This is a genomic window from uncultured Gilvimarinus sp. (genome assembly GCF_963975215.1).
In the GTDB taxonomy this organism is placed as follows: domain Bacteria; phylum Pseudomonadota; class Gammaproteobacteria; order Pseudomonadales; family Cellvibrionaceae; genus Gilvimarinus.
Genome location: NZ_CAXBFW010000018.1, coordinates 58,097 through 79,074 on the forward strand (window position 1 = coordinate 58,097; position 20,978 = coordinate 79,074).

Consider the following 20,978-nt stretch of genomic DNA (forward strand, 5'->3'; position numbering starts at 1 on the left):
CGACTGCTCGGTTAGCTCGACGGGCGGGCAGCTTACCTCTAAGTCCCGCCTGACTATCTGTAACCTAGTGAAGTAGGAGAGCGTTATGAAAGTTCAAGACGTTATGACTGAGAAACCCGAATATTTAGATGTGAACGCCAGTATCCGCGAGGCGGCGCTGGGCATGCGCGATTCTGGTCGCGGTTTTACGCCGGTGGCCGATCACGAAAAAATTGTAGGTATTGTCACCGACCGGGATATTGCGGTGCGGGCCATGGCCGACGGTAAAAGCTCCGATGACAAGGTGGGCTCTATAACCAGTGGCAAAGTGCTTTACTGTTATCAGGAAGATCAGCTGGCCGATGTACTGCAGAACATGCAAGATCAACAAGTGCAACGCCTGGTGGTACTGAACAACTCCAGGAACAAAGATTTTGTTGGGGTGGTGAGCCTGGCGGATATCGCCAGCCATTGCACCACGGATGATTTAAGCCGCCGGGTGGTCAATGCTTGTCGTCACTACCATTAAGTGCACTATCATTAAGTGATAGGTTTTGATTGAGCCGCGGGCTTTACGGCCTGGACCGCTTTGCCAGCCAGCGGTCCAGCTCGTTGGCAAAGCGCTGGCGGTCGGCTTGCGACAACGCGGGCGCGCCGCCGGTATCGACGCCGCTGGCTCTGAGGTTGTCTAAAAAATCCCGCATGTTGAGCCGGGCACGGATATTCTCGCGGGTGTACAGCTCGCCACGACTGTTAAGCGCCGTGGCGCCCTTGTCGATAACATCGGCGGCGAGGGGAATATCGCCGGTAATCACCAAATCGCCGGCTTGAACCCGTTGGTGGATTTCGTTATCGGCTACATCAAACCCACGGGCTACCTGACGAAACTGAATATAGGCTGAGGACGGCACTTGCAGCGGCTGATTGGCCACCAGTGTTACCAATACCTGTGCCCGGTTAGCGGCGCGAAACAGAATTTCTTTCATGGCCACCGGACAGGCGTCGGCATCGACCCAGATTTGGGTGCCGTTAGTGGCCGGCTCTATCATTTAAATATCCACTTTACCGCGCAGCTGTTTGGTGCGCCCGCGCTGTGTTTTTTTGTCCATGCGTTTTAATTGCGAGCCGCGCGTAGGTTTAGTGGGGCGCCGCGATTTAGGCTGCACACCGGCCTGTTTAACCAGTGCCTGTAAGCGTTCCAGGGCATCATCGCGGTTCTTTTCCTGGGTGCGAAACTGCTGCGCTTTGATGACGATAACGCCCTCTTTAGTGATGCGTTGGTCGGCCATTTTAAGCAATTGTTGCTTGTACACGTCGGGCAGGCTTGAGCGACGGATGTCAAAGCGCAGGTGTACCGCACTGGACACCTTGTTGACATTTTGGCCACCGGCCCCCTGAGCCCGGATCGCGGTCAGTTCGATCTCCCAGTCGGCGATTTGAATATTGTTACTGATAAATAGCATGGCGCTACGTTAGCCGAACATGGCGTCAAAATAAAGCGGTAGGACGAAAATATCGCTACTGTTGAGTGTGTTTGTGAGCGAAGGTCAAACTTCTATTGCGCGCCATATCACATATCGAGAATGATTTAAGCGACGAAATTGCGTGGTTTAACGGTAATCGTCTAAGCGCTATGAGCTTTAATAAATTTATACTCTTTAAAACTTCAAAACGCCACTAGCCGCTGATTTTTAGCTGGTATAGCATAATCGTATAGTGCAGTGAAAACTCCTTTCACTTAGCAGGCTGTTGAAAAACCCCTTACGTAGCCTTGTCTCTAGCAAAGGGAACCACCCTGTCCGTCGAGACAATGCACAGCAGCTGCACGCTTCAGGCCACGCTGAGCATGCAAGGGGTTTTACAACAGCCTGCTAGTTATCAATACGCCCTCAGCGTTATTGGCACGTACCCCTTATCAAGAGCTCATCCAGAAGCTCTGCTTACGGTCTCTGTCCGGGACCCTTTAATTGTCGATTATGGCTGCTCGAGTATGAGTCCCCTGAGCGATATTACGCGCGTTACCTTTTACTTAATGATGGTTTTCTCTACTCCTAGAGATGGTGCGGAATATGAAACTCTTGCGGGTGTTTTTCATCCTGTCGGGCGTTATCGGCAGCGTGGGTGCAACAGCAGATGTACTGTTGCAAATGGCAGATGGCCAAGCGGTTGTCGACAGCTACGTCGAGGTCAGTCCACAGGCAGAATTTGATTTGCTGTACGACGTGAGCGTGCCGCCGAATGCACCGCCGGGAATGACGTTTAAGGCTCACTACTTTTTCATCAATGGCAACTATGTCGCCAAACGTAATACGCTGCCAACGGCGGCAGGCCAGGGTTGGCGCTTGACGCACCCCGCTTCGCTCGGGTTGTACGTTGGCGAAAAGGAGCTACTGGAAATTTGTATTGGCGACATTTCAAGTCTTGCCGATCATCCACTGCAGTACTGCCATGAGGTGGTTATTCGCGCTCGGGTGGATAGTGCCACCTTGCAAAGCCGCTATGTCACCAGTCAAAGCCTCGGCGACGGACAGAACTATAGTGGCTGCGATACAGCCTATCGCTGTGCATTCTATAAAGATGTGTTTTTTGGCTCTGATCAGCCTTGGGTCAACGACTATCGCACTTCGCCGGACTTTCCGGGGCCCATGGGGGAGCCCGCAAGTCATCATATTAATAATCTGAGTTTTGATTTTTATTACCCGAACCCTTCCGGGGGCGGTGCCATCGATAACAGTGCCGCTAAAACCCTGATTGTTGTCGGCCACTCGGCGAGTAAAAGTAAAGAGTCTATTCGGGTGGGTTCGGCAAGTGTGGTTAAGTTCTTACTCGCTAATAACTATGCTGTGATTTCGCCGGACTTTCGTCACCCATTAAAAGAGTTAGATGGCGATAATAACCCCTTGGCGACAAAAGATATGGCAACGTTGGTGCAGTTTTTAAAGCGCTACGCCACGGTGTTTAATATCGATCCCAACAAGATTGTACTGGCCGGAAATTCGTTGGGCGGGGGCGTCGCGGTCAATTCGGCGTTTGGCGATGTTGCTCAGCCTAACAACCCTGATCCTATGTTACACGAATCATCGCAAGTGGCCGGAGTGTGGGTGCTTGATTCGGCGACCGTTTTTTCGCCTAACTGGGTTCGTACAACCTTCTTAGAGGAGCCAACCGAAGATACTCTCCCGTGGGATAACGCCTACCTGTGTTACTACCCCGGGATTGATGACGGTGGTGATTACTACAAATACGGATTCGCTGTGGGTGAGGTCGATGTTAATGCCCCGTTTATTGGCATGTACTATTTGGCAGAGCCCGCGGATTTAACTATGGGAAAACTCGGTGTCGACGATATTCTATTTTGCCCCACCAGTACCTCAGGGGGCAGCCACGACATTATTCATTTGCCCAATTTTGGCGAGCAGATGTATCAAGCGTATAGCGCTTTGGGTATCTCCGACCGGGTGACGCTCGGTTACTCAAAAACCAGTACTAACTATTACTACGACCTGATCGACTTTGTGAACAGTTTACCGCCTTAACCGTGTGGCTAACACATAGGGGAGGATACGGATTTTTTGGATTAATGGATCTTAATAGAGGTCGGCAGATGGGTGTGATGTTTGGGAGGGTAATTCGCGCGATTTTCTCACCGGGGCTAATGGTTTTACTGAGCGTTAGTGCGGCAGCGCCGGCCGAGACAGTAAAAATACAAACGGTGGCGGGCTTAACCGTGATTGATCGTTTTGCCGTGGTGCCGCCACACGAATCATTTAGGTTGACCTACGATGTGAGCTTGCCGGCAGAGCCGCCGGCGGATATGAGCTTTAACTTTCATTATTTTTATCGCAACGGGAAGTATTTAACTAAAACGTCCCGCGGAGAAGGCTTGGGCTGGGCTATAAATCATCCGGCGTCCCTGGCGTTGGCTGTAGGTGAGCACGAAATCCTGGAAATATGTATCGGCGATGTGGCGACACTTGCACAAAAGCCGCAACAATACTGCCAGTCGGTAGTGATTCAGTCTGACGTTAGCCGCACTACATTGGACTTACATTACGTACAAACCGCGAATCTGGGTGACGGATACAACTACGTAGGTTGCGCGGCATTTGGCTGCGCCTTTTATCAAGATGTGTTCTTTGGTAGTGATCACCCGTGGATAAATGACTATCGCGTAAGCCCCGACTTCCCCGGGCCAAGGGGCGAACCTGCGGGGTATCATCGCAATAACCTAACGTTTGATTATTACTATCCGGGCACAGGCGACGCAAAAATAGATTCCTCCTCACCTAAAACACTCATTATTCTCGGCCACCCCGCCAACAAAACCAAGGAGATATTCCGGGTTGACTATGCTTTGGCCATTGAGTTTTTAATCGACAATAATTATGCAGTAGCGGCGGTGGATTTTAGGCATCCGTTAAAAGAGTTTGACGCATACAAGCAGCCTATTGCTAAAGATGATATGGCTCGAACTGTTCAGTTTTTTAAACAGTACGCATCGGAGTTTAATATCAACCCTAACAAAATTGTACTAGCCGGAACCTCGTTAGGTGGCGGCATGGCTGTGTACACAGGGTTTAGAGAGTTACGTGATATATCGAGTGCTGATCCGATTGCGCGGCAATCGTCGCGGGTGGCGGGCGTGTGGGGTTACGATGCGTCCACGTCGTTTTCACCCACCTGGGTCAGGCAGAACTTTCTGGAGGCCCCGACCCCTACGACACCGGCGGAGCTGAATGCCTACTACTGTTACTACTCGTATTTGGAAGATTACGGCAACCTGCAGTTGTTTGGCCACGCTTTGGATTTAGTGGATGCAGCCGCACCGAAAATTGGTTTGTATTATGCCGATGAGCCAGTGGATTTATCAGAGCATAAGCTAACCGTCGAGGATGTGCGTTATTGCCCCGATAACACCTCTTCAGGCACTTACGATTTAGTGCATCTACCGAATTTTGCTGAGGCGATGATAGACGCCTATCAGGCCCAGGGCGTAGGAGATCGTATTGCAACAGCTTACGGACAGCCGATTACCCAGTACTATTATGACCTTGTAGGCTTTGTGAATGGCCTGTAAGCAATCGCCCGCCCCGGATAACCTAAAGGCGGGCTAATATTGCGCTGCCGTCGAGTGGGCGGCAGAGTTAAGCGGTAGCTTTTAATGGTCACTCAAAAATGGGTAGTCGGTATAGCCGGCGCTGTCACCGCCATGAAACGTTGCAGGGTTGGGTTCGTTTAGCGCCGCATTTTGCGCAAAGCGCTCGGGCAAATCCGGGTTGGCGATAAATTTAACCCCAAAGGCGACGGCGTCGGCTTTGCCCTCGGCCAGCCACTGGTTGGCTTGTTCGTGCTCAAAGCCTTCGTTGGCAATATACACACCGCCAAACAATTGTTTTAAGTCAGGGCCCAAGCTGTCGTCGGCCTCGTGCTCGCGGCTGCAAATAAAGGCTAAATTGCGGGTGCCCAGCTCGCGAGCGATATAGCCAAAGGTTTCGGCCGGGTTGTCATCGCCCATATCCTGGCCATCGCCGCGTGGCGCTAAGTGCATGCCGACCCGGCCAGCGGGCCACACGTCGAGTACCGCGTCGGTCACCTCGAGCATTAAGCGCGCGCGATTTTCGAGCGTGCCACCATAGCGGTAGGTGCGATGATTGGTGCTGGTCTGTAAAAACTGATCCAGCAGGTAGCCATTGGCGCCGTGAATCTCCACGCCGTCAAAGCCCGCTTTTTTGGCGTTTTCGGCGCCTTGCTTAAACTGCGCGATAATCTCTGGAATCTCTTCCAGCTCGAGTGCTCGCGGGGTGACGTAATCTTTTTTAGGTCTTACTAAGCTGACGTGTCCGGCCGGTTGAATCGCGCTGGGGGCGACGGGCAATTTGCCATCCAGGTAGAGTGGGTCGGATATACGACCTACGTGCCACAATTGCAGCAATATGGTACCGCCCTTGGCGTGTACTGCATCGGTAATTTTTTTCCAGCCCGCCACTTGTGCCTCGGACCAAATGCCCGGAGTGTCTGGGTAGCCAACGCCCATGGGGGTTACCGAGGTCGCCTCGGTTAAAATCATACCGGCACCGGCGCGCTGACTGTAGTACTCCAGCATCAGCTCGTTGGGCACCCGTCCCTCACTGGCGCGGCAGCGGGTGAGTGGCGCCATAATAACGCGGTTTTTGAGCGACAGTTCGCCAACGGTAATAGGGTCGAGTAGGCTGGTCATATGCGGTGCTCCTGAGTGCATTTAGCGTTAATAGGCGCGTAAGTTATGTTCATATGTAGGAGGCCGGCGCATATTTCAAGTGTACCGGCTGTTTGTGCGGCGTAAAGAATTGTCAGAAAGTGACGCCCATAAAAATATACACGCTCTGGCTGCCTGTGTCTGATTTGCCCCAGGCCAGGTATGCCGGTCCCAGCGGGCTATCCCAACCTAAAAACACACTGCCCGAATAGATGAGGTCGGAGTAGTCAATATTGTCTTGCTCAATCCAGGCATTGCCCGCTTCAACCGAGGTGCCGGCGTAGAGCGGAATATTGAGGATACGGTAGTTGCCGTCCGCCAGGCGATAGGTATAAACCACGCTGGCGAAGCGGGTGTGTTGCCCCGAAATAAAGTCGGGCGAATTGCCTGACAAGTTTAAAAAGCCGCCCAGGCTATAAGCACCGGTAATAGCCAAAGGGTCGTCGTTTAGGGTGCTATTCCACTCCAGCTCTGCGCGCCAACTGTGGCGCCGGTAAGAGGCTGCGCCAATCAATTCCGATGTGATTTGAGTGGCATCGGTAGTGTCGTCGAGCAAATCAAACTGCGAGCGGCTTAAGTTTAACTCGTACTTCCAGCCGCGACTGGGAAAACTGGGGTGATTAAGGTTGTCAAAATCGATGTTTACTTGCAGCCCTTGTTGTCGGTAATCGATTTTCTCCTGGCCGGTGGATTGTTGTAGTAAGGCGGGCAGTTTTAGCTCACCTTCGGCAAAAAAAGGCCCGCTAACAATGTCGATCTTGTCCGAGATGTTGTAGCCCAGTGCCCCCAGTACGCCAAACTCGGTTTCGGTAATATCGCCAAAATCTACGCCCTCGTCCCGGTAGCTGTAGATGTCCCGGTCGTAGCGCGCGCCCAGCTCCCAGAAAAACTGGGTGGTTTTAATCGGCCAGTAAAGCTCGGTAGAAAGAATTTTCTCGGTGCCTAATTCAACAGTGGAATACCACTCGGCGCCGTAAGGCGATAAATTAGTGCGGCGGTAGTTAAATCCCAGTTGGTAGCGACTTTGCGATTTCAGGTTGTCTTCCAGCGCGATTTTAAAATCCAGATAACCGGGGCCCCATTCTTTTTCATCGACTACGGTGTTGAGCGTATTGCCCGTTTGACCGTGGCTAATGGTGGTGCGTACCCGGGCGATACTCCCTTGGCCGTAGAGTCGTTGCACGCCCTTGCGAATGTGCTCGGTGCTGTAGACTTCGCCCTCGCGCAAATCCATACGGCTGAGAATATAATCGTCTCCTAATCGCGAGTGGTTAATCAGGCGAATTCGGTCGAGTTGCAGGCGCTGATTTTCACTCAGTGGGGAGCCTTGTCCGGTGCGCTGCGATAGCCCTGCCAGCGAGGCAATGGTGTCGCTGCCTGAAAGTATCGGCTCGGCTTGGATATATCCGGCACGGGATGCCTCGGCGACGCGGTCAAAATCCAGCATGCCGATGTCATCCAACTGAATATGGATATAAACATCGCGTTCGGTAAGCGTCGCTTTTTGTTGGCTAACGTTTTGATGGGTAAGAAAACTCGTGAGCTGCCTAAGAATGCTCAGGCCGGAGTTTAACTCTTCGCGGGTTTGGTTGGCCACGCCAATATCCGCGGCGATAATCACATCGGCACCTAACTCGCGGGCGACACTGATAGGTAAATTGTTGGCAATGCCGCCGTCTACCAGCAGGTGCCCCTGATGCTCAATGGGGCGCACGATACCGGGAATGGACATCGAGGCCTGCAGCGCGGTGCTTAAATCGCCGCGGGATAACACCACCTGCTCGCCGGTGATAATGTCGGCTGCCACCGCGCGGAAGGGGATGGGTAAATCATCAAAGCTATCGTAGGTGGCGTAGGTGCCCACCAATTGGTCGATTAAATCTTTCATGCCCTGGCCCTGCAGCACGCCCTGAGGCAGGCGCACCGAGTGACCGTCAAAGCCTAAATCCACGTGAATAGGGAAATCGTCCAGTTGGCGCTTGCGGCGATTGGGGATTTGGCTGCGTGGTAGGCTATCCTGGTAGCCGCTGTCCCAGTTGGCGTGGGAGAAAATCAGTTGGATTTCTTCGGCATTTTTACCACTGGCGTACATAGCGCCTACAAACGAGCCGATACTGGTGCCCACCACTAAGTCGATGGGCACACCCTGCGCCTCCAACGCTTTCAGTACGCCGATATGCGCGCCGCCCCGGGCACCACCGCCACCCAGCACCAAAGCTACGCAGGGGCGCTCGAGCTTGTCCGGGCAGGGCTTGGAGCTGGCAAACACTTTGGCTGAGCTCAGGCACAACAATGCCAATAGTGTTATTGCGAAACGAGTCATGTCGCTCCTGGTAGAGTTAAAGCATGCTTGTTATTAAAGAGTGTTTGCGACTAAATTGCCAGTGAGGGGGCACTATTGCGCCGCCGGAAAAAATGCCCGCTGGATTAAGTCGTGGCCTACCGGGTCATACTCGCTAAGCTCTTGCTGATTAAATGGGTAGTGGTAGTTATTGTAAAAATAAGTCTTGGCCAGCTCGGCAAAATACTCTCGCTGGTTGGTAAGGGCGTAGGCTTTGTCGATCGACTTGCCGCCTTCGGTTTTGGCCTGGTAATACAACCGTTGCCGATTGGCGTTGCTAAACGCTTGCTTGGTCGGGTGATACAAGGTTGGTCGGTGGTAGTAATAATAGGCGTGGCTTAGCTCGTGAATGGCCGTGCGGGTGGCCTGCGTATCATTGTAGCGGTTCACGTAATCGTCGGCCGAGCGCACAATAATTGCGTCGTCAAAACGTGTGGATACATGGTTGCCTTTGCGAAAATACCACTGGCCACCTTTGCGGCCGCCGCTGCTGGATTCATCGCCTAAAAAAATAAAATAGCGGATGCCGCTCATCTCGGTGCGGGCGCTGGCCGGAAAATAATGTTTTGCCTTGTTGATGATTCGCTCGAGCTTTTGCGCTGCCTTTTGGGCCAGTGCAGGGTTGCTGTCCCACAGTGATTGCTCGACGGTAATAGGGATGCTAAAGCCGCTTAGCTCTTTGTAATGGCGGTAGCGGTAGTTGTGGTACTCCTCGCTGACCACTTCGCCAAACTGCGAGTGAATATTGGCGCTCGGTAGCTTAAGCTCGGCGGTGTGTTGTGCGCTGGGGCAGTTGCGGGCGCTATCGGTAAAGGTGATGTTGCCGTTGGCATCTTCGCAGCGAAACAGCGATTGAGCGTGGGCGGTAAGGGTGATGATAAGTGCCAGCAGAAGGGCCAGCTTGGTGTACTGTTTATGGCAGCGGTTAAACAAATCCATGCAAGTCATTTCCTATGAGCTTACTGAGCGGGGCGTGCACCACCGAGAAATAAAAGTGGCGCACGCCCCCGCAGGATTACCCTTTAAGCGGCTTGTATTTAACCCGCTTAGGTTGCGCATCGTTGCCTTTTCGTTTAACAAAGTCTTCGTGGTAGTCGGTGTAGTTACCTTCAAAGAAGACCGCCTCTGAGTCGCCCTCGTACGCCAGAATGTGGGTGGCGATACGATCCAAAAACCAGCGATCATGCGAGATAACCATCACGCAGCCGGGGAAGGCTAAAATCGCGTCTTCCAGGGCGCGCAGGGTCTCAACGTCCAAATCGTTGGACGGTTCATCCAGCAGCAAGACGTTGGCGCCTTGCTTTAGGGTGTTGGCCAGGTGCAGGCGGCCGCGCTCACCACCGGATAACTCGCCCACGCGTTTTTGCTGGTCCGAGCCTTTAAAGTTAAAGCGCCCCACGTACGAGCGGCTAGAAACTTCGTAGTTACCGATGCGCAAAATATCCTGCCCGCCCGAGATCGCCTCCCACACGGTTTGTTTGTCTTGCAGGTTTTCGCGGCTCTGCTCAACGTAGGCCACATTCACGGTTTCACCTAGGGTGATGGTGCCGCTATCGGGTTGCTCGGTGCCGGCAATCATCCGAAACAGCGTGGATTTACCCGCGCCGTTACCGCCGACGATACCCACTACCGCCCCTTTGGGGATGCTTAAGCTGAGGTCGTCGATCAACAAGCGATCGCCATAGCCTTTGCTAACGTGTTCCAGCTCGATAACTTTATCGCCCAGGCGCTCGCCCGGCGGGATATAGATCTCGTTGGTTTCGTTGCGGGCTTGAAACTCCTGGCTTTGCAGCTCGTCAAACCGCGCCAAACGCGCTTTGCTTTTAGCCTGGCGGCCTTTGGGGTTGGTGCGCACCCACTCGAGCTCAGCTTTAATGGCCTTTTGGTGTGAGGCCTCGGCCTTAGCTTCTTGCTCCAGACGCTTTTCTTTGGTTTCCAGCCAGTTCGAGTAGTTGCCCTCGTAGGGGATACCGTAGCCGCGGTCCAGCTCTAAAATCCAGCCGGCGGCGTTGTCCAAAAAGTAGCGATCGTGGGTAATGGCCACCACGGTGCCATTAAAGTTTTGCAGAAACTGCTCTAACCAGTGAACACTCTCGGCGTCCAGGTGGTTGGTAGGCTCGTCCAGTAGCAGCATATCGGGGCGCGATAACAGCAAGCGGCACAGAGCGACACGGCGGCGCTCACCACCGGATAGCTTGGTGACATCGGCATCCCAGGGCGGCAGGCGCAAGGCGTCGGCGGCGATCTCCAGGGTGTTGTCCAGGTTGTGGGCATCCCACGCCTGAATAATATCTTCGCAGCGCGCCTGCTTTTTGGCCAGCTCGTCAAAGTCGGCATCGGGTTCGGCGTAAGCGGTGTAAATGCCCTCCAGCTCGGCCAGTGCATCGACGGCTTCGCGCATGCCGTCTTCCACATTGCCGCGCACGTCTTTTTCCGGGTCTAGCACTGGCTCCTGCGGCAGGTAGCCGATTTTAATGTCGGGCATGGGGCGGGCTTCACCGTTAAATTCGGTGTCGACGCCGGCCATAATGCGCAGCAGGGTAGATTTACCCGAGCCATTTAAACCCAATACGCCGATTTTGGCGCCGGGGAAAAACGATAACGAGATGTCTTTTAGGATTTCACGCTTAGGCGGGACGACTTTGCCCACCCGGTTCATGGTGTATACGTACTGTGCCATTTAGCTTGCCTCGTGCTGGCCGCCAGCGGGCGGAGAGGGCCGGAATCGGCCGATTGCAGATAAAGGCGCAAGTTACCGAAAGGCGCCGGTGTTTTCAATCTTTTATGGCCCGCTGGCAGCCGGTAAGGGGGCATATCAGCTCAAGGCCCTGACGCTGCGACAGGCTGTCGCCACAAACTTGTAACATTCGCTCAGTAGGCTCTGGCGCACAAATATCATTCCGGAGTCTGTTATGAGAAAGAGTTTCCCTTACATCCTGGCCGCCTGCAGCGCCTTAGCCTTAGTCGGCTGTGGTAGCGACGATGACGATGATAACAGCGAAGTTGTTGTCGAGACCCCAAGCTCCATCGGGTTGCAATTTGCCGGCCGCTACAGCGCTGGCCAATTTGACGAGAGCGCCGCTGAGATCCCCGCTTACGATGCCGCGAGTCAGCGCCTGTTTGTAGTTAATGCCGAAAAAGGCATGTTGGATGTACTGGATTTATCGGACCCGGCTAACCCCAGTTTGATTGACACGATCGCCGCCGGCAGTGTGATTGCCGGTGGTGAGGTGAACTCGGTGGCGGTGCGCGACGGTATTGTGGCCGTAGCTATTGAAGCCGACGTTAAAACCGATACCGGTGCGGTGGCACTGTACAACGCCGACGACCTGAGCATGATCTCAAGCGTAGCCGTAGGCGCTCAGCCCGATATGCTGATCTTTACCCCCGATGGCAGCTACATCTTAGCGGCTAACGAAGGCGAGCCGAGCGACGACTACCAAATCGACCCGCAGGGTTCGGTCTCGATCATCGATATCACCGATATGGCCAACCCCAGCGCCATGACCGCCGGGTTTACCAGCTTTAACAGTCAGCGCGATTTACTGGTTGCCGATGGCGTACGCATCTATGGCCCCAACGCCAGCGTTGCCCAGGACTTAGAGCCCGAGTACATTGCGGTATCGGCCGACAGCCAAACCGCGTGGGCGGTGTTGCAAGAGAACAACGCTGTTGCCCGTATCGATATCACCTCGGCTCATGTGCAGCAAATTATCTCGCTCGGTTACAAAGATCACGGCCTTGATGGCAACGGCATTGACCCCAGCGACGAAGGCCCGGTTGAAATTTCTACCTGGCCCGGTGTGCGCGGCCTGTACTTGCCCGATGCGATTACCGCCTACGAAGCCGGCGGCATGACCTACCTGGTTACCGCCAACGAAGGCGATGCGCGCGCTTGGGGTGAAGATAACGATGACTACTGGGCCGGCGACTCAAGCAAAGGCTTTGTTGAGGAGTTTCGTGTTAAGCATCTGGTACACGCCGACGGCTTTGATCGCCGTGCCAACGACGACTTGCCACCGCAACTGCGTGAGCTGGCGGCCGGTGCACTGCTTAACCCAACCACCTTTAGTTACTGCGGTGCCACCGCCGGTGATCCGGGTGATTGCCGCGAAGATGAAACGCTTGGCCGCTTAAACATCACCTGGACCGAAGGTTATCGCCAGCACGCCGATGGTTCACCGGTTATGTTTGATGCCGCCGGTAACGAGTCGAGTGACGGCGACCGCATTATGTACGACAACCTTTATAGCTACGGCGCGCGTTCATTCACCATCTGGAACGACGAAGGCCAGCTAGTGTGGGACTCGGCCGATGCCATCGAGCAGTTTTTGGCCGGCGACGACTGTATGCTAAGCGCCACCCGTGACATAGCCTGTAAAGACTTCTTTAACAGCGCCCACGACGAAGGCAACAGCATCGATAGCCGCAGCGACGCCAAAGGCCCCGAGCCGGAAGGTTTAACCATCGGCAGCATTGGCGATAAAACCTTTGTATTTGTTGGCCTCGAGCGCATGGGCGGCGTGTTGGTGTACGACATCACCAACCCCGATGCCCCCGTGTTTCAGGATTACTTAAACACCCGTGAAGATTGGGTAACCGAAGACGCCGAAAGTATTTTGGCCAGCATCGGTGATCTAGGCCCCGAGGGCTTAGTGTTTATCTCCGCCGAAGATTCACCTACCGACGATGCGTTAGTGGTGGTGGGTAACGAGGTGAGCGGTACTACGGTGATTTACACAATCGAACAGATGTTTTAACTCGTTCGTTTGCTATGCTGAAAAAGGGGCGTCGATTCGGGTCGGCGCCCCTTTTTTGCTATCTGATAGGGTGCCTAAACTATCTACAGGCGACGCTGTTATAAAACTTTTGACGCTCGGAAAATAACCGCGAGTTGTGAGTTTTTAGGGCAATTCTATGGTCTATCAGTTCTCGGAAATTGCTCCTTATTGCGATGCTGCATTCGTTTCGCAATATGGGTTTGTTCTCTAAAATCTGTAAACAAAAGTCGGCATTTTTGTTAGCAGCTTGCGCGCTGTACCGATTTTCCTGCGCCGGTTTATTGCCGCGTACGCCCTTTACGCTCATCAGCGTTGGTGCTGGCTTCAGTCGTGTAATCGCAGCGTGGCTTTAACTGGGCAGCTCGGCCGTGCTTAAGCCCAGTTGCCGGCAGAGTTTGTCTTGCTCCTGGTTTTGCCCATCACTATCGCCGAGGCAGGCGGCCAGCCGCATCAATAACAGCTCTGGGTTTACATTGCCGGTGCCGGTTACGTAAGTCGCACCAACACGCTCGCGCAGTGCCAGCGGCAGGCGCCATTTAATTTTTAGCTGGTTGCCGTAGGTGGCGGCGTGCTTGGTGAGCATTGTATCTATGTCGCCCTCGTTGACTTGTCCCCCTGAATCGATAAACAATTGAATCGCTTCAAGCACGCCAAACTCACCAAGTTTCACCATTAAGCCTGCGGTATAGCAGTTGGCGATGTTGAGCTTTAAGCGCTGCGCGAGCCGGGCTGCGCGCTCTGCTAGCTGCAAAGACTCGTCGACAAAGTGCTTAGCCCGCGCCTGTAAGGCGCCGTCGCGTAAGTGGTTGGTTTGAGCCAGCGAGATTGCCAGTACTTGAGTCAACGCCATGTCTACGCCAATGGCAGCAATTGCTTCACGCAGCGTCATCACGCTACTGCCCGAGCGACGCATTAACGTGGTGTTGGCAAGGCGTATGAGTCGTGTGGTGATAGTGGTATCGCTGCGCCATTGTTGCGCTAGCTCGGCGGCGGAGGGAGGTTCATCGTGAGTGATTGCATTGGCGGCGGCCTCAGCGCCGGGCATGAGCGTGATGCGGCTTAGCATCTGCTCGGTATCGCCGATAAACTCATCCAGCCCGGCACTTAACACTTGGCTGTGATCCGTGGTTTCCTGACTTTGCGTTAAATAGGGCTTGAGTCGCGCCATCACCGCTTTGGCGTCGAAGGGTTTGACGATAAATTCGTTCACTTTGTAGCGCGCGCTGTCGGTGACGGTGGCCCGATCGACACGACCGGTGACCATTATAATGGGCAGTTCGCGATCGCGTGTGCGAATGACTTTGACGAGGCTTAATCCGGTTTCTTGCTCGGGCAGGTTCCAGTCGCACAACACTAAATCAATGGGGTGTTTTTGCCAAAGGGCGAGCCCGGTGTTTAGCGTTTCGGCGTGGTGTATATGTATCAGACTGTTGAGACCACGCAGTAAGGTGGTCAGCAACTCTTGCATGACGATGTCGTCTTCAACGATTAATACGTGCATGCCTGAAATGCCGGTGCTTTGGTGGTAAGGCTTATAGTTATCGATGGTCTGAATCCTGCGAAATACATCATGGGCTGTACATCTTCCACTGGAGTAAAACGATACTTCGAGTGTAGTTGAAAATATGGGGTTATCGCGAACCAAGTGGGCCGCCCCAGCTAAGCGACTACCGGTTTCCCCATAACTTGGCGACGGCGCGATCTTCACCCAGTAGCGCGACGATAAGCCCGTAGGTGCCCGCCAGCGTAAACACCACCACCGGGAAGTAGTAGCCAGGGTCGGCGCCTTCGGGTATTAACCAGGCCGCCAGCAGGCCCAGAAACGTAAACACCGCGCCAAAAAACAACAATACTTTGCGGCTTAAGGGTTTGTAGTTGTAGGGCTCGGTACCAGACTCGAGCCCTTTTAACAGTGGTGCAAAAATTTTACGCAGGGCGTTTTTCACGGGGCGGCTCAATCTTCGGCTTCGATGGCGTTTTGGTAGCCGTCGGCGTCCAGCGCGTCGTCCAGCTCGGATAAATCGCTGGGCTTAACTTTAAAGAACCAGCCATCGTCGTAGGGTGACTCGTTCACTTGCTCGGGCGAGTCTTCCAGTGCTTCGTTTACGGCGATTACTTCGCCGGTGACGGGCGAGTAAATGTCTGAGGCGGCTTTTACCGACTCGACCACACCGGCCTCTTCGCCGGCGGCGACGTTGCTGCCTACCTCTGGGGTTTCGACGTAGACCACGTCGCCCAGGCTATCTTGGGCGTGGTCGCTGATGCCGACGGTTACGGTGCCGTCTTCTTCAACACGAGCCCACTCGTGGCTGGGCAGGTACTTTAATTCGTTGCGAATATCGCTCATGGTTGTGTCCTTAAATAAAAAGTAGGCTCAAAAAGTGTAGACCTAAGTGATCGATTAAACGAGCGCCTCGCCGTGGCGCACGAAGCTGGGTTTAACCACCTCGACGTTAACGGTTTTGTTGCGCAGGTTGACCTCGGCGGTGTCGCCAATGGTGCTCGGTACGCGCGCCAGGGCGACCGAGAAACCAAGAGTCGGCGAGAAGCTGCCGCTGGTAATAATGCCCGAGGCGTCGTTACCCACCACGCTGATCGCCTGACCGGCACGCAGCACACCGCGCTCGCGCATCACCAAACCAACCAGTTTGGTGTCTGGCCCGCCGTTGGCTTTAATGTCTTCGAGGGGCGCGCGGCCGATAAAATCGCGCTGTTCGTCCTCGAGGGCGATGGTCCAGCCCATGTTGGCCACCAGAGGCGAGGTAGTCTCGTCCATCTCGTGGCCGTAAAGATTCATGCCGGCCTCCAGGCGCAAAGTGTCGCGCGCGCCCAGGCCGCAGGGTGCCACGCCGGCCTCGGTCAGAGTTTGCCACAGCTGGCAGGCGGCATCGCCGGTTAGCATAATCTCCAGGCCGTCTTCGCCGGTGTAGCCGGTGCGGGCGATAAACCAGCCCTCGCACTCAACGCCGCAAAATACCTTGAGGTTACTGATTGCCTCAGCTTGCGCGCTGCTGGCGGCGGCCTGTACTTTGTCGATGGCCTCGGGGCCCTGAACGGCAATCATGGCCAGCTCGGGGCGCTCGGTCACGCTCACGTCAAACTCGCTTGCGTGCTCGTCCATCCACTTTAGGTCTTTGTCGCGGGTGGCGCAGTTGACCACCACGCGGTACCAGCCGTCGAGGTTGTAGACGATTAAATCGTCTATCACGCCACCGGACGTGTTGAGCATGCCGCTGTATAAGGCTTTGCCAGGCTTGCCGTCCAGCCGCGCGACATCGTTGGCCAGCAGCTTGCGCAGGTAGGCGCGGGCGTTTGGGCCTGCGACATCGACAACGGTCATGTGGGATACGTCAAACAGGCCCGCATGTTGGCGCACCTGATGGTGCTCCTCAATTTGTGAGCCGTAGTTGATTGGCATATCCCAGCCGCCAAAATCCACCAGTTTGCCGCCGGCGGCTTTGTGCAGATCGTACAGTGCGGTTTTGTGTCCCATGGAGTCACCCTCAGCGCTGCGCAGGTGGCAGCCGTAAAGGGCGCTATTTTAGCGCGAGCGGGGCCGCTATAACCACCCGTAGAGCGCAATAGTGGATAGATTTCATGGCTTTTGTGTCTGTGGCGGCCCGGAAGTTCACGGGCGACAGGGGCGAATTTGTCAGTGAGTGCGCTGGCGCGCAAAATAGTTTGTTAGTCACGCGGCCGCTAGCGACAAGTGCTATGCTCTGGCTTTACCCGATTACTCAAGGAGATGGTGGTGAAAACGTTATTAAAGGTTCTGGTCGTGTTGCTGTTGTTGGTCGTGCTGGCCGTTGCCGCACTGTTTTTTTGGCTGGACCCCAATATCTTTAAACCGCGCATCAAAGCGCTGGCGGCCGATCAGGGTATCGCGCTGGAGATTGCCGGCGATATCGGCTGGCAGTTTTGGCCCAGCATCGGCATCGAGGTCGAAGACATTAGCGTCGCCGCCCTTAGCGCACCAGACGAGCAACTGGCGCAGCTGCGCAGCGCGAGCTTACTGGTGGCTACCCGGCCGCTGTTTGATCGCCAGTTACAGGTCGAGCACCTTATTATTGACGGCGCTGAGCTTGCCTTTGAGGTAGACACCTCGGGCACCAGCAACTGGAGTCGTCTGGCAGAGCAGGCAAAGCGCAAAGCCGAACAGGCGGGCGGTAATATCGGCCAAATGCCAGCAGATGCCGTAGCCGCCGTGGATAAAGGCGAGCGCCAAACCGCCCCTGAGGTGACCCCCGAGGCCGATAATAGCGCCGCCAGTGGCGGCGAGCTGAACTTAGCCGTAGACGCCATCAGTATCACCGATACCGCGGTGAAGTATCGCGATGCCGCAACTAACCGCACGGCGGACTTTACCGTCAAAAGCTTTAAACTCACCGGCTTTAATGTTGATAACCGCCCCTTTGCCCTAAGCAGCCAGTGGCAGGCGAGTGTTAAAGATCCGGCTATGTTTGCCGAGCGCACACTGCAGGTAGGTGGCGCGCTTAGTGCCGAGGTAAAACTGGCCGCCGATTTATCCCAGGTATCAATTACCGCCGGTGATGTGGCGCTGGATATCAGTGGCCTTGGCGAGGAGGCAGCAATCAGTGCCGGGTTTGATGTGCAGTTAGAAACCCCCACGCAAAACTTGATGTACAGCGGTCAGTTAGCGCTGTCGCCCGTGAACGTAAAAAAACTTTTGGCCAGCTTGGGGCTAAGTGCACCGGTTACCGCCGAGGCAGACGCGCTGACGCATTTAAGCGTAAACGCTAATGTGTCGGGCAGTGCCAGTTCGATTAGCCTGGCGCCTGTAACGCTAGAGTTAGACGACACCACAGTGAATGGCGAGCTGGCGGTGACGGATTTTACCCGCATGGCGTTTGAGGTCACGCTGACGGGGGATCGAATTAACGTCGATCACTACCTGCCGCCTAAAGTTGAGTCGACACCGACGGCCAAAGCCGATAAAACCCCCGCTAACCCCCCCGTTAAATCCAAAGGGCCCGGCAGCGCTGGTACTGGTTCTCAGGCGAGCGGTGATGAGCCGTTGATTCCGCTGAATGCCGTGCGTGCGCTTAACGCTCTGGTGCGTATCGATTTGCACGAGGCGATTGTCAGCGGATTAACCACGCAAAACCTGCGCCTGCGGCTAAACGCCGCAAACGGTTTGGTGCAAGTGTCTGAGGTGAGCCTCGATGCTTACCAAGGGCACCTGCAGGCGTCGGGTAAGCTTGATGGCCGCGGCCCCACGGCACAGATCAGCAGCGTGGCGGACATGAAAGGTCTGAATGTGGCCCCGCTGCTAAGCGACCTGGCGCTGGATGAAAAACTGCAATTGACCGGTTTAATGAACTTAGAGGCTACGGCTAACACCCGCGGCCTGACCATGAACGAGCTGATGCAGGCGGCGGTGGCCGACGCCAAGTTTGATGGCGTGCAAGTGACGGTGGCACCGATTAACGTCGAGCAGTATTTTTGTCAGGCGATTTCGCTTGCCAAAGATCTGCGCGAAAAAGACGAGCAAGAGGCCGAAGCTGCAACCGACACCGAGCCCGCTGAGCCACAAAGTGCGGCGAAGCAAGATTGGCCCGCGTTGACGCAGATGCACGACTTACAAGGGCGGGTAAAACTGCGCGAACAAGTCATCACCATTGAAAGTTTTACCGCCGGCGTCGAGCAATTGTTGCTGGGGCTAAATGGTCAGGTTGATTTGGCCGGACAAACCTTTGATTTGCGTTTGCCTTTGACTCTGGAGGAGCGCTCCACCAGTGACCAAGGCTGTACGGTAAATAGCAACTATTGGGTTAACCGCAGTTTATCGCTGCTGCGCTGTCGTGGCTCCATCGCCGAGCTTGCCCCGGCAAAAGATTGTCGGCTGGATTCAAAAGCGTTAGAGTCGCTGCTCGGCGATTACGCCAAGTACCGTCTGCAAAAAGAGCTGGTGCGCAAACTCGGCGCCGACGAAGCGGAGGGTGAAACAGAAACCGACCCGACCAAAGCGGCCGTGAAAGGTTTGCTCAACCAGTTTCTAAACAAAGACAAAAGCCAGGACAAAAAACAAACAGAATGACCGATAATTTTTCGGCGGCCGTGCTCGATTGGTTTGATCAGTACGGCCGCAAACACTTACCTTGGCAGCAAAACATTACACCGTATCGTGTTTGGCTGTCTGAGATCATGCTGCAGCAAACCCAAGTCACTACGGTTATCCCTTACTTCGAGCGCTTTACCCAGCAATTTCCTAGCGTGGCTGATTTAGCGGCGGCGCCGGTGGACGATGTTTTGCACTTATGGACCGGACTTGGCTATTACGCCCGCGCGCGCAACTTGCATCGCTGCGCGCAGCAAGTCGTTAGCGACTTTGCCGGCGAGTTTCCCGCTACCGTAGACGAGTTAGCCTCGCTCCCGGGTATTGGCGAGTCTACCGCCGGTGCTATTGTCAGTATCGCTTTTGGCAAAACCGCCACTATTTTAGATGGCAATGTAAAACGCGTGCTGGCCCGCTATCACGCTATTGAAGGTTGGCCCGGCCAAAGTGGGCCGCTAAAGGCCTTGTGGCAAGTGGCGCGGCAGCACACGCCAACAGAGCGCTGTAATCACTACACCCAGGCGATGATGGATTTGGGGGCCACTGTCTGCACCCGCACCAAGCCCCAGTGCGAGAGCTGCCCGTTGGGCGACGGCTGCGTGGCACGCGCCACTGGCACTCAGTTGCAGTACCCGGGTAAAAAGCCGAAAAAAGACAAACCCGTTAAAGCCACTTATTTGCTCATGCTGCGCGCCCCCAGTGGCGATCTACTGCTGCAGCAGCGCCCGCCGCAGGGTATTTGGGGCGGGCTTTGGAGCTTCCCGGAGTTGGCGCTGGAGCAGTCTGTGGCGAAATACTGCCAAGAGCATTACGGGCCCACGGGCGAGATCGAGTACTGGGATAGCTACCGCCATACGTTTAGTCACTATCATTTAGACATCACCCCGGTATTGATACAATTGCCCGAGCCGGCTACCGGCGTTATGGCGCCGGGTAAGGCGCTCTGGTATAACGTCAGCGAGCCGCCCAATGTGGGGCTGGCCGCGCCGGTCAAGCGCCTACTCGAGCAGCTACACCAGTTGGCGCCGCTGTCTGTTAACATGGTGCGCTAGTTTTGTGAGTAAACATCAGGAGATTTTATGAGCCGTACGGTCATGTGCCGCAAGTACAAACAAGAGTTGCCGGGCCTTGCTCAGCCGCCGTTTCCTGGCCCCAAAGGGCAAGACGTTTACGATAACGTGAGCCAAAAAGCCTGGCAGGAGTGGATGAGCCACCAGACGATGCTCATCAACGAAAAACAATTAAACCTTATGGACACCGGCACCCGGGTCTACCTTGGTGAACAAATGACCAAGTTTTTGTCCGGGGAAGACTACGATGCCGCCGAGGGCTATGTTCCCCCCACAGAAGACAAATAATTTGCCTTTGACCCCTTGACTCAAAGCGACTCAAACGGTTTAATACGCGCCTCTTGTGACAGCGGCTACACAGCTGCCAACGCAAAGCCCAGATAGCTCAGTCGGTAGAGCAGTGGATTGAAAATCCTCGTGTCGGTGGTTCGATTCCGCCTCTGGGCACCATACAAGTTAAAAGGCTCGGTCTTCGGATCGGGCCTTTTTTGTATCT

General features: G+C 54.8%; 17 protein-coding genes and 1 tRNA gene. 8 read left to right on the top strand and 10 right to left on the bottom strand.

Translation table 11 applies throughout. The annotated features are described in order from the left end of the window. Nucleotides 1-85 precede the first annotated feature (85 nt). Nucleotides 86-508 (top strand): CBS domain-containing protein, encoded by a 423-nt coding sequence (locus tag AAC019_RS12320; RefSeq protein WP_339899243.1) that lies wholly within the window; start codon nt 86-88, stop codon nt 506-508. 43 nt (nt 509-551) lie between these two features. Here AAC019_RS12320 and AAC019_RS12325 read toward each other — a convergent pair whose 3' ends face one another. Together AAC019_RS12325 and arfB are read right to left on the bottom strand one after the other, a co-directional pair. Beyond that, nucleotides 552-1,028 (bottom strand): YaiI/YqxD family protein, encoded by a 477-nt coding sequence (locus tag AAC019_RS12325; protein ID WP_339899245.1) that lies wholly within the window; start codon nt 1,026-1,028, stop codon nt 552-554. Beyond that, nucleotides 1,029-1,442 carry an alternative ribosome rescue aminoacyl-tRNA hydrolase ArfB gene (gene arfB, locus AAC019_RS12330; protein ID WP_339899246.1) on the bottom strand — a complete coding sequence of 138 codons (414 nt, stop codon included), beginning with the start codon at nt 1,440-1,442 and terminating at the stop codon, nt 1,029-1,031. It lies immediately after the preceding gene. Between the two features lie 606 nt (nt 1,443-2,048). Here arfB and AAC019_RS12335 point away from each other — a divergent pair. After that, the gene (locus tag AAC019_RS12335; RefSeq protein ID WP_339899247.1) at nt 2,049-3,515 is read left to right on the top strand and encodes a hypothetical protein; all 1,467 of its coding nucleotides are present in this window, start codon (nt 2,049-2,051) and stop codon (nt 3,513-3,515) included. Between the two features lie 44 nt (nt 3,516-3,559). Next, nucleotides 3,560-5,056: an alpha/beta hydrolase fold domain-containing protein gene (locus AAC019_RS12340; protein ID WP_339899248.1), complete on the top strand. Its 1,497-nt coding sequence runs from the start codon at nt 3,560-3,562 to the stop codon at nt 5,054-5,056. A gap of 81 nt (nt 5,057-5,137) precedes the next feature. Here AAC019_RS12340 and AAC019_RS12345 read toward each other — a convergent pair whose 3' ends face one another. From AAC019_RS12345 to ettA, 4 genes are all read right to left on the bottom strand, one after another. After that, on the bottom strand, nt 5,138-6,196 hold the full coding sequence (locus AAC019_RS12345; protein WP_339899249.1) for an alkene reductase: 1,059 nt from the start codon (nt 6,194-6,196) through the stop codon (nt 5,138-5,140). A 112-nt stretch (nt 6,197-6,308) separates the two neighbouring features. Then, the gene (locus AAC019_RS12350; protein ID WP_339899250.1) at nt 6,309-8,537 is read right to left on the bottom strand and encodes a patatin-like phospholipase family protein; all 2,229 of its coding nucleotides are present in this window, start codon (nt 8,535-8,537) and stop codon (nt 6,309-6,311) included. A gap of 72 nt (nt 8,538-8,609) precedes the next feature. Continuing rightward, a complete protein-coding gene (locus tag AAC019_RS12355; protein ID WP_339899252.1) occupies nt 8,610-9,494 on the bottom strand; it encodes a DUF4124 domain-containing protein in 885 nt (294 codons plus the stop codon). Nucleotides 9,495-9,570: 76 nt separating this feature from the next. After that, nucleotides 9,571-11,235, bottom strand: a complete 1,665-nt coding sequence (gene ettA, locus AAC019_RS12360) for an energy-dependent translational throttle protein EttA (RefSeq protein ID WP_339899253.1) — start codon at nt 11,233-11,235, stop codon at nt 9,571-9,573. Between the two features lie 232 nt (nt 11,236-11,467). Here ettA and AAC019_RS12365 point away from each other — a divergent pair, with 232 nt between their 5' ends. Further along, a complete protein-coding gene (locus tag AAC019_RS12365; protein ID WP_339899254.1) occupies nt 11,468-13,315 on the top strand; it encodes a choice-of-anchor I family protein in 1,848 nt (615 codons plus the stop codon). Between the two features lie 370 nt (nt 13,316-13,685). On the opposite strand, the gene AAC019_RS12370 is transcribed toward AAC019_RS12365, so the two are convergent. From AAC019_RS12370 to gcvT, 4 genes are all read right to left on the bottom strand, one after another. Continuing rightward, nucleotides 13,686-14,837, bottom strand: coding sequence for a response regulator (locus AAC019_RS12370; protein WP_339899255.1), 1,152 nt, complete (start codon nt 14,835-14,837; stop codon nt 13,686-13,688). Between the two features lie 166 nt (nt 14,838-15,003). Next, nucleotides 15,004-15,282 (bottom strand): hypothetical protein, encoded by a 279-nt coding sequence (locus AAC019_RS12375; RefSeq protein WP_339899256.1) that lies wholly within the window; start codon nt 15,280-15,282, stop codon nt 15,004-15,006. Between the two features lie 8 nt (nt 15,283-15,290). Continuing rightward, nucleotides 15,291-15,683 (bottom strand): glycine cleavage system protein GcvH, encoded by a 393-nt coding sequence (gene gcvH / locus AAC019_RS12380; protein ID WP_339899257.1) that lies wholly within the window; start codon nt 15,681-15,683, stop codon nt 15,291-15,293. A gap of 54 nt (nt 15,684-15,737) precedes the next feature. Beyond that, nucleotides 15,738-16,829 carry a glycine cleavage system aminomethyltransferase GcvT gene (gcvT, locus tag AAC019_RS12385; protein ID WP_339899258.1) on the bottom strand — a complete coding sequence of 364 codons (1,092 nt, stop codon included), beginning with the start codon at nt 16,827-16,829 and terminating at the stop codon, nt 15,738-15,740. A 258-nt stretch (nt 16,830-17,087) separates the two neighbouring features. On the opposite strand from gcvT, the gene AAC019_RS12390 reads away from it, so the two are divergent. The 4 genes from AAC019_RS12390 (at nt 17,088) to AAC019_RS12405 (ending at nt 20,932) form a co-directional block, all read left to right on the top strand. Further along, nucleotides 17,088-19,394, top strand: coding sequence for an AsmA family protein (locus AAC019_RS12390; RefSeq protein ID WP_339899259.1), 2,307 nt, complete (start codon nt 17,088-17,090; stop codon nt 19,392-19,394). Then, entirely contained in the window at nt 19,391-20,464 is a 1,074-nt protein-coding gene (mutY, locus tag AAC019_RS12395; RefSeq protein ID WP_339899260.1) for an A/G-specific adenine glycosylase, read from the top strand. The genes AAC019_RS12390 and mutY overlap by 4 nt, the downstream gene beginning before the upstream one ends. 27 nt (nt 20,465-20,491) lie before the next feature. Then, nucleotides 20,492-20,770 (top strand): oxidative damage protection protein, encoded by a 279-nt coding sequence (locus AAC019_RS12400; protein ID WP_041522311.1) that lies wholly within the window; start codon nt 20,492-20,494, stop codon nt 20,768-20,770. 86 nt (nt 20,771-20,856) lie between these two features. Beyond that, nucleotides 20,857-20,932, top strand: a tRNA-Phe gene (locus AAC019_RS12405). Nucleotides 20,933-20,978 lie beyond the last annotated feature (46 nt).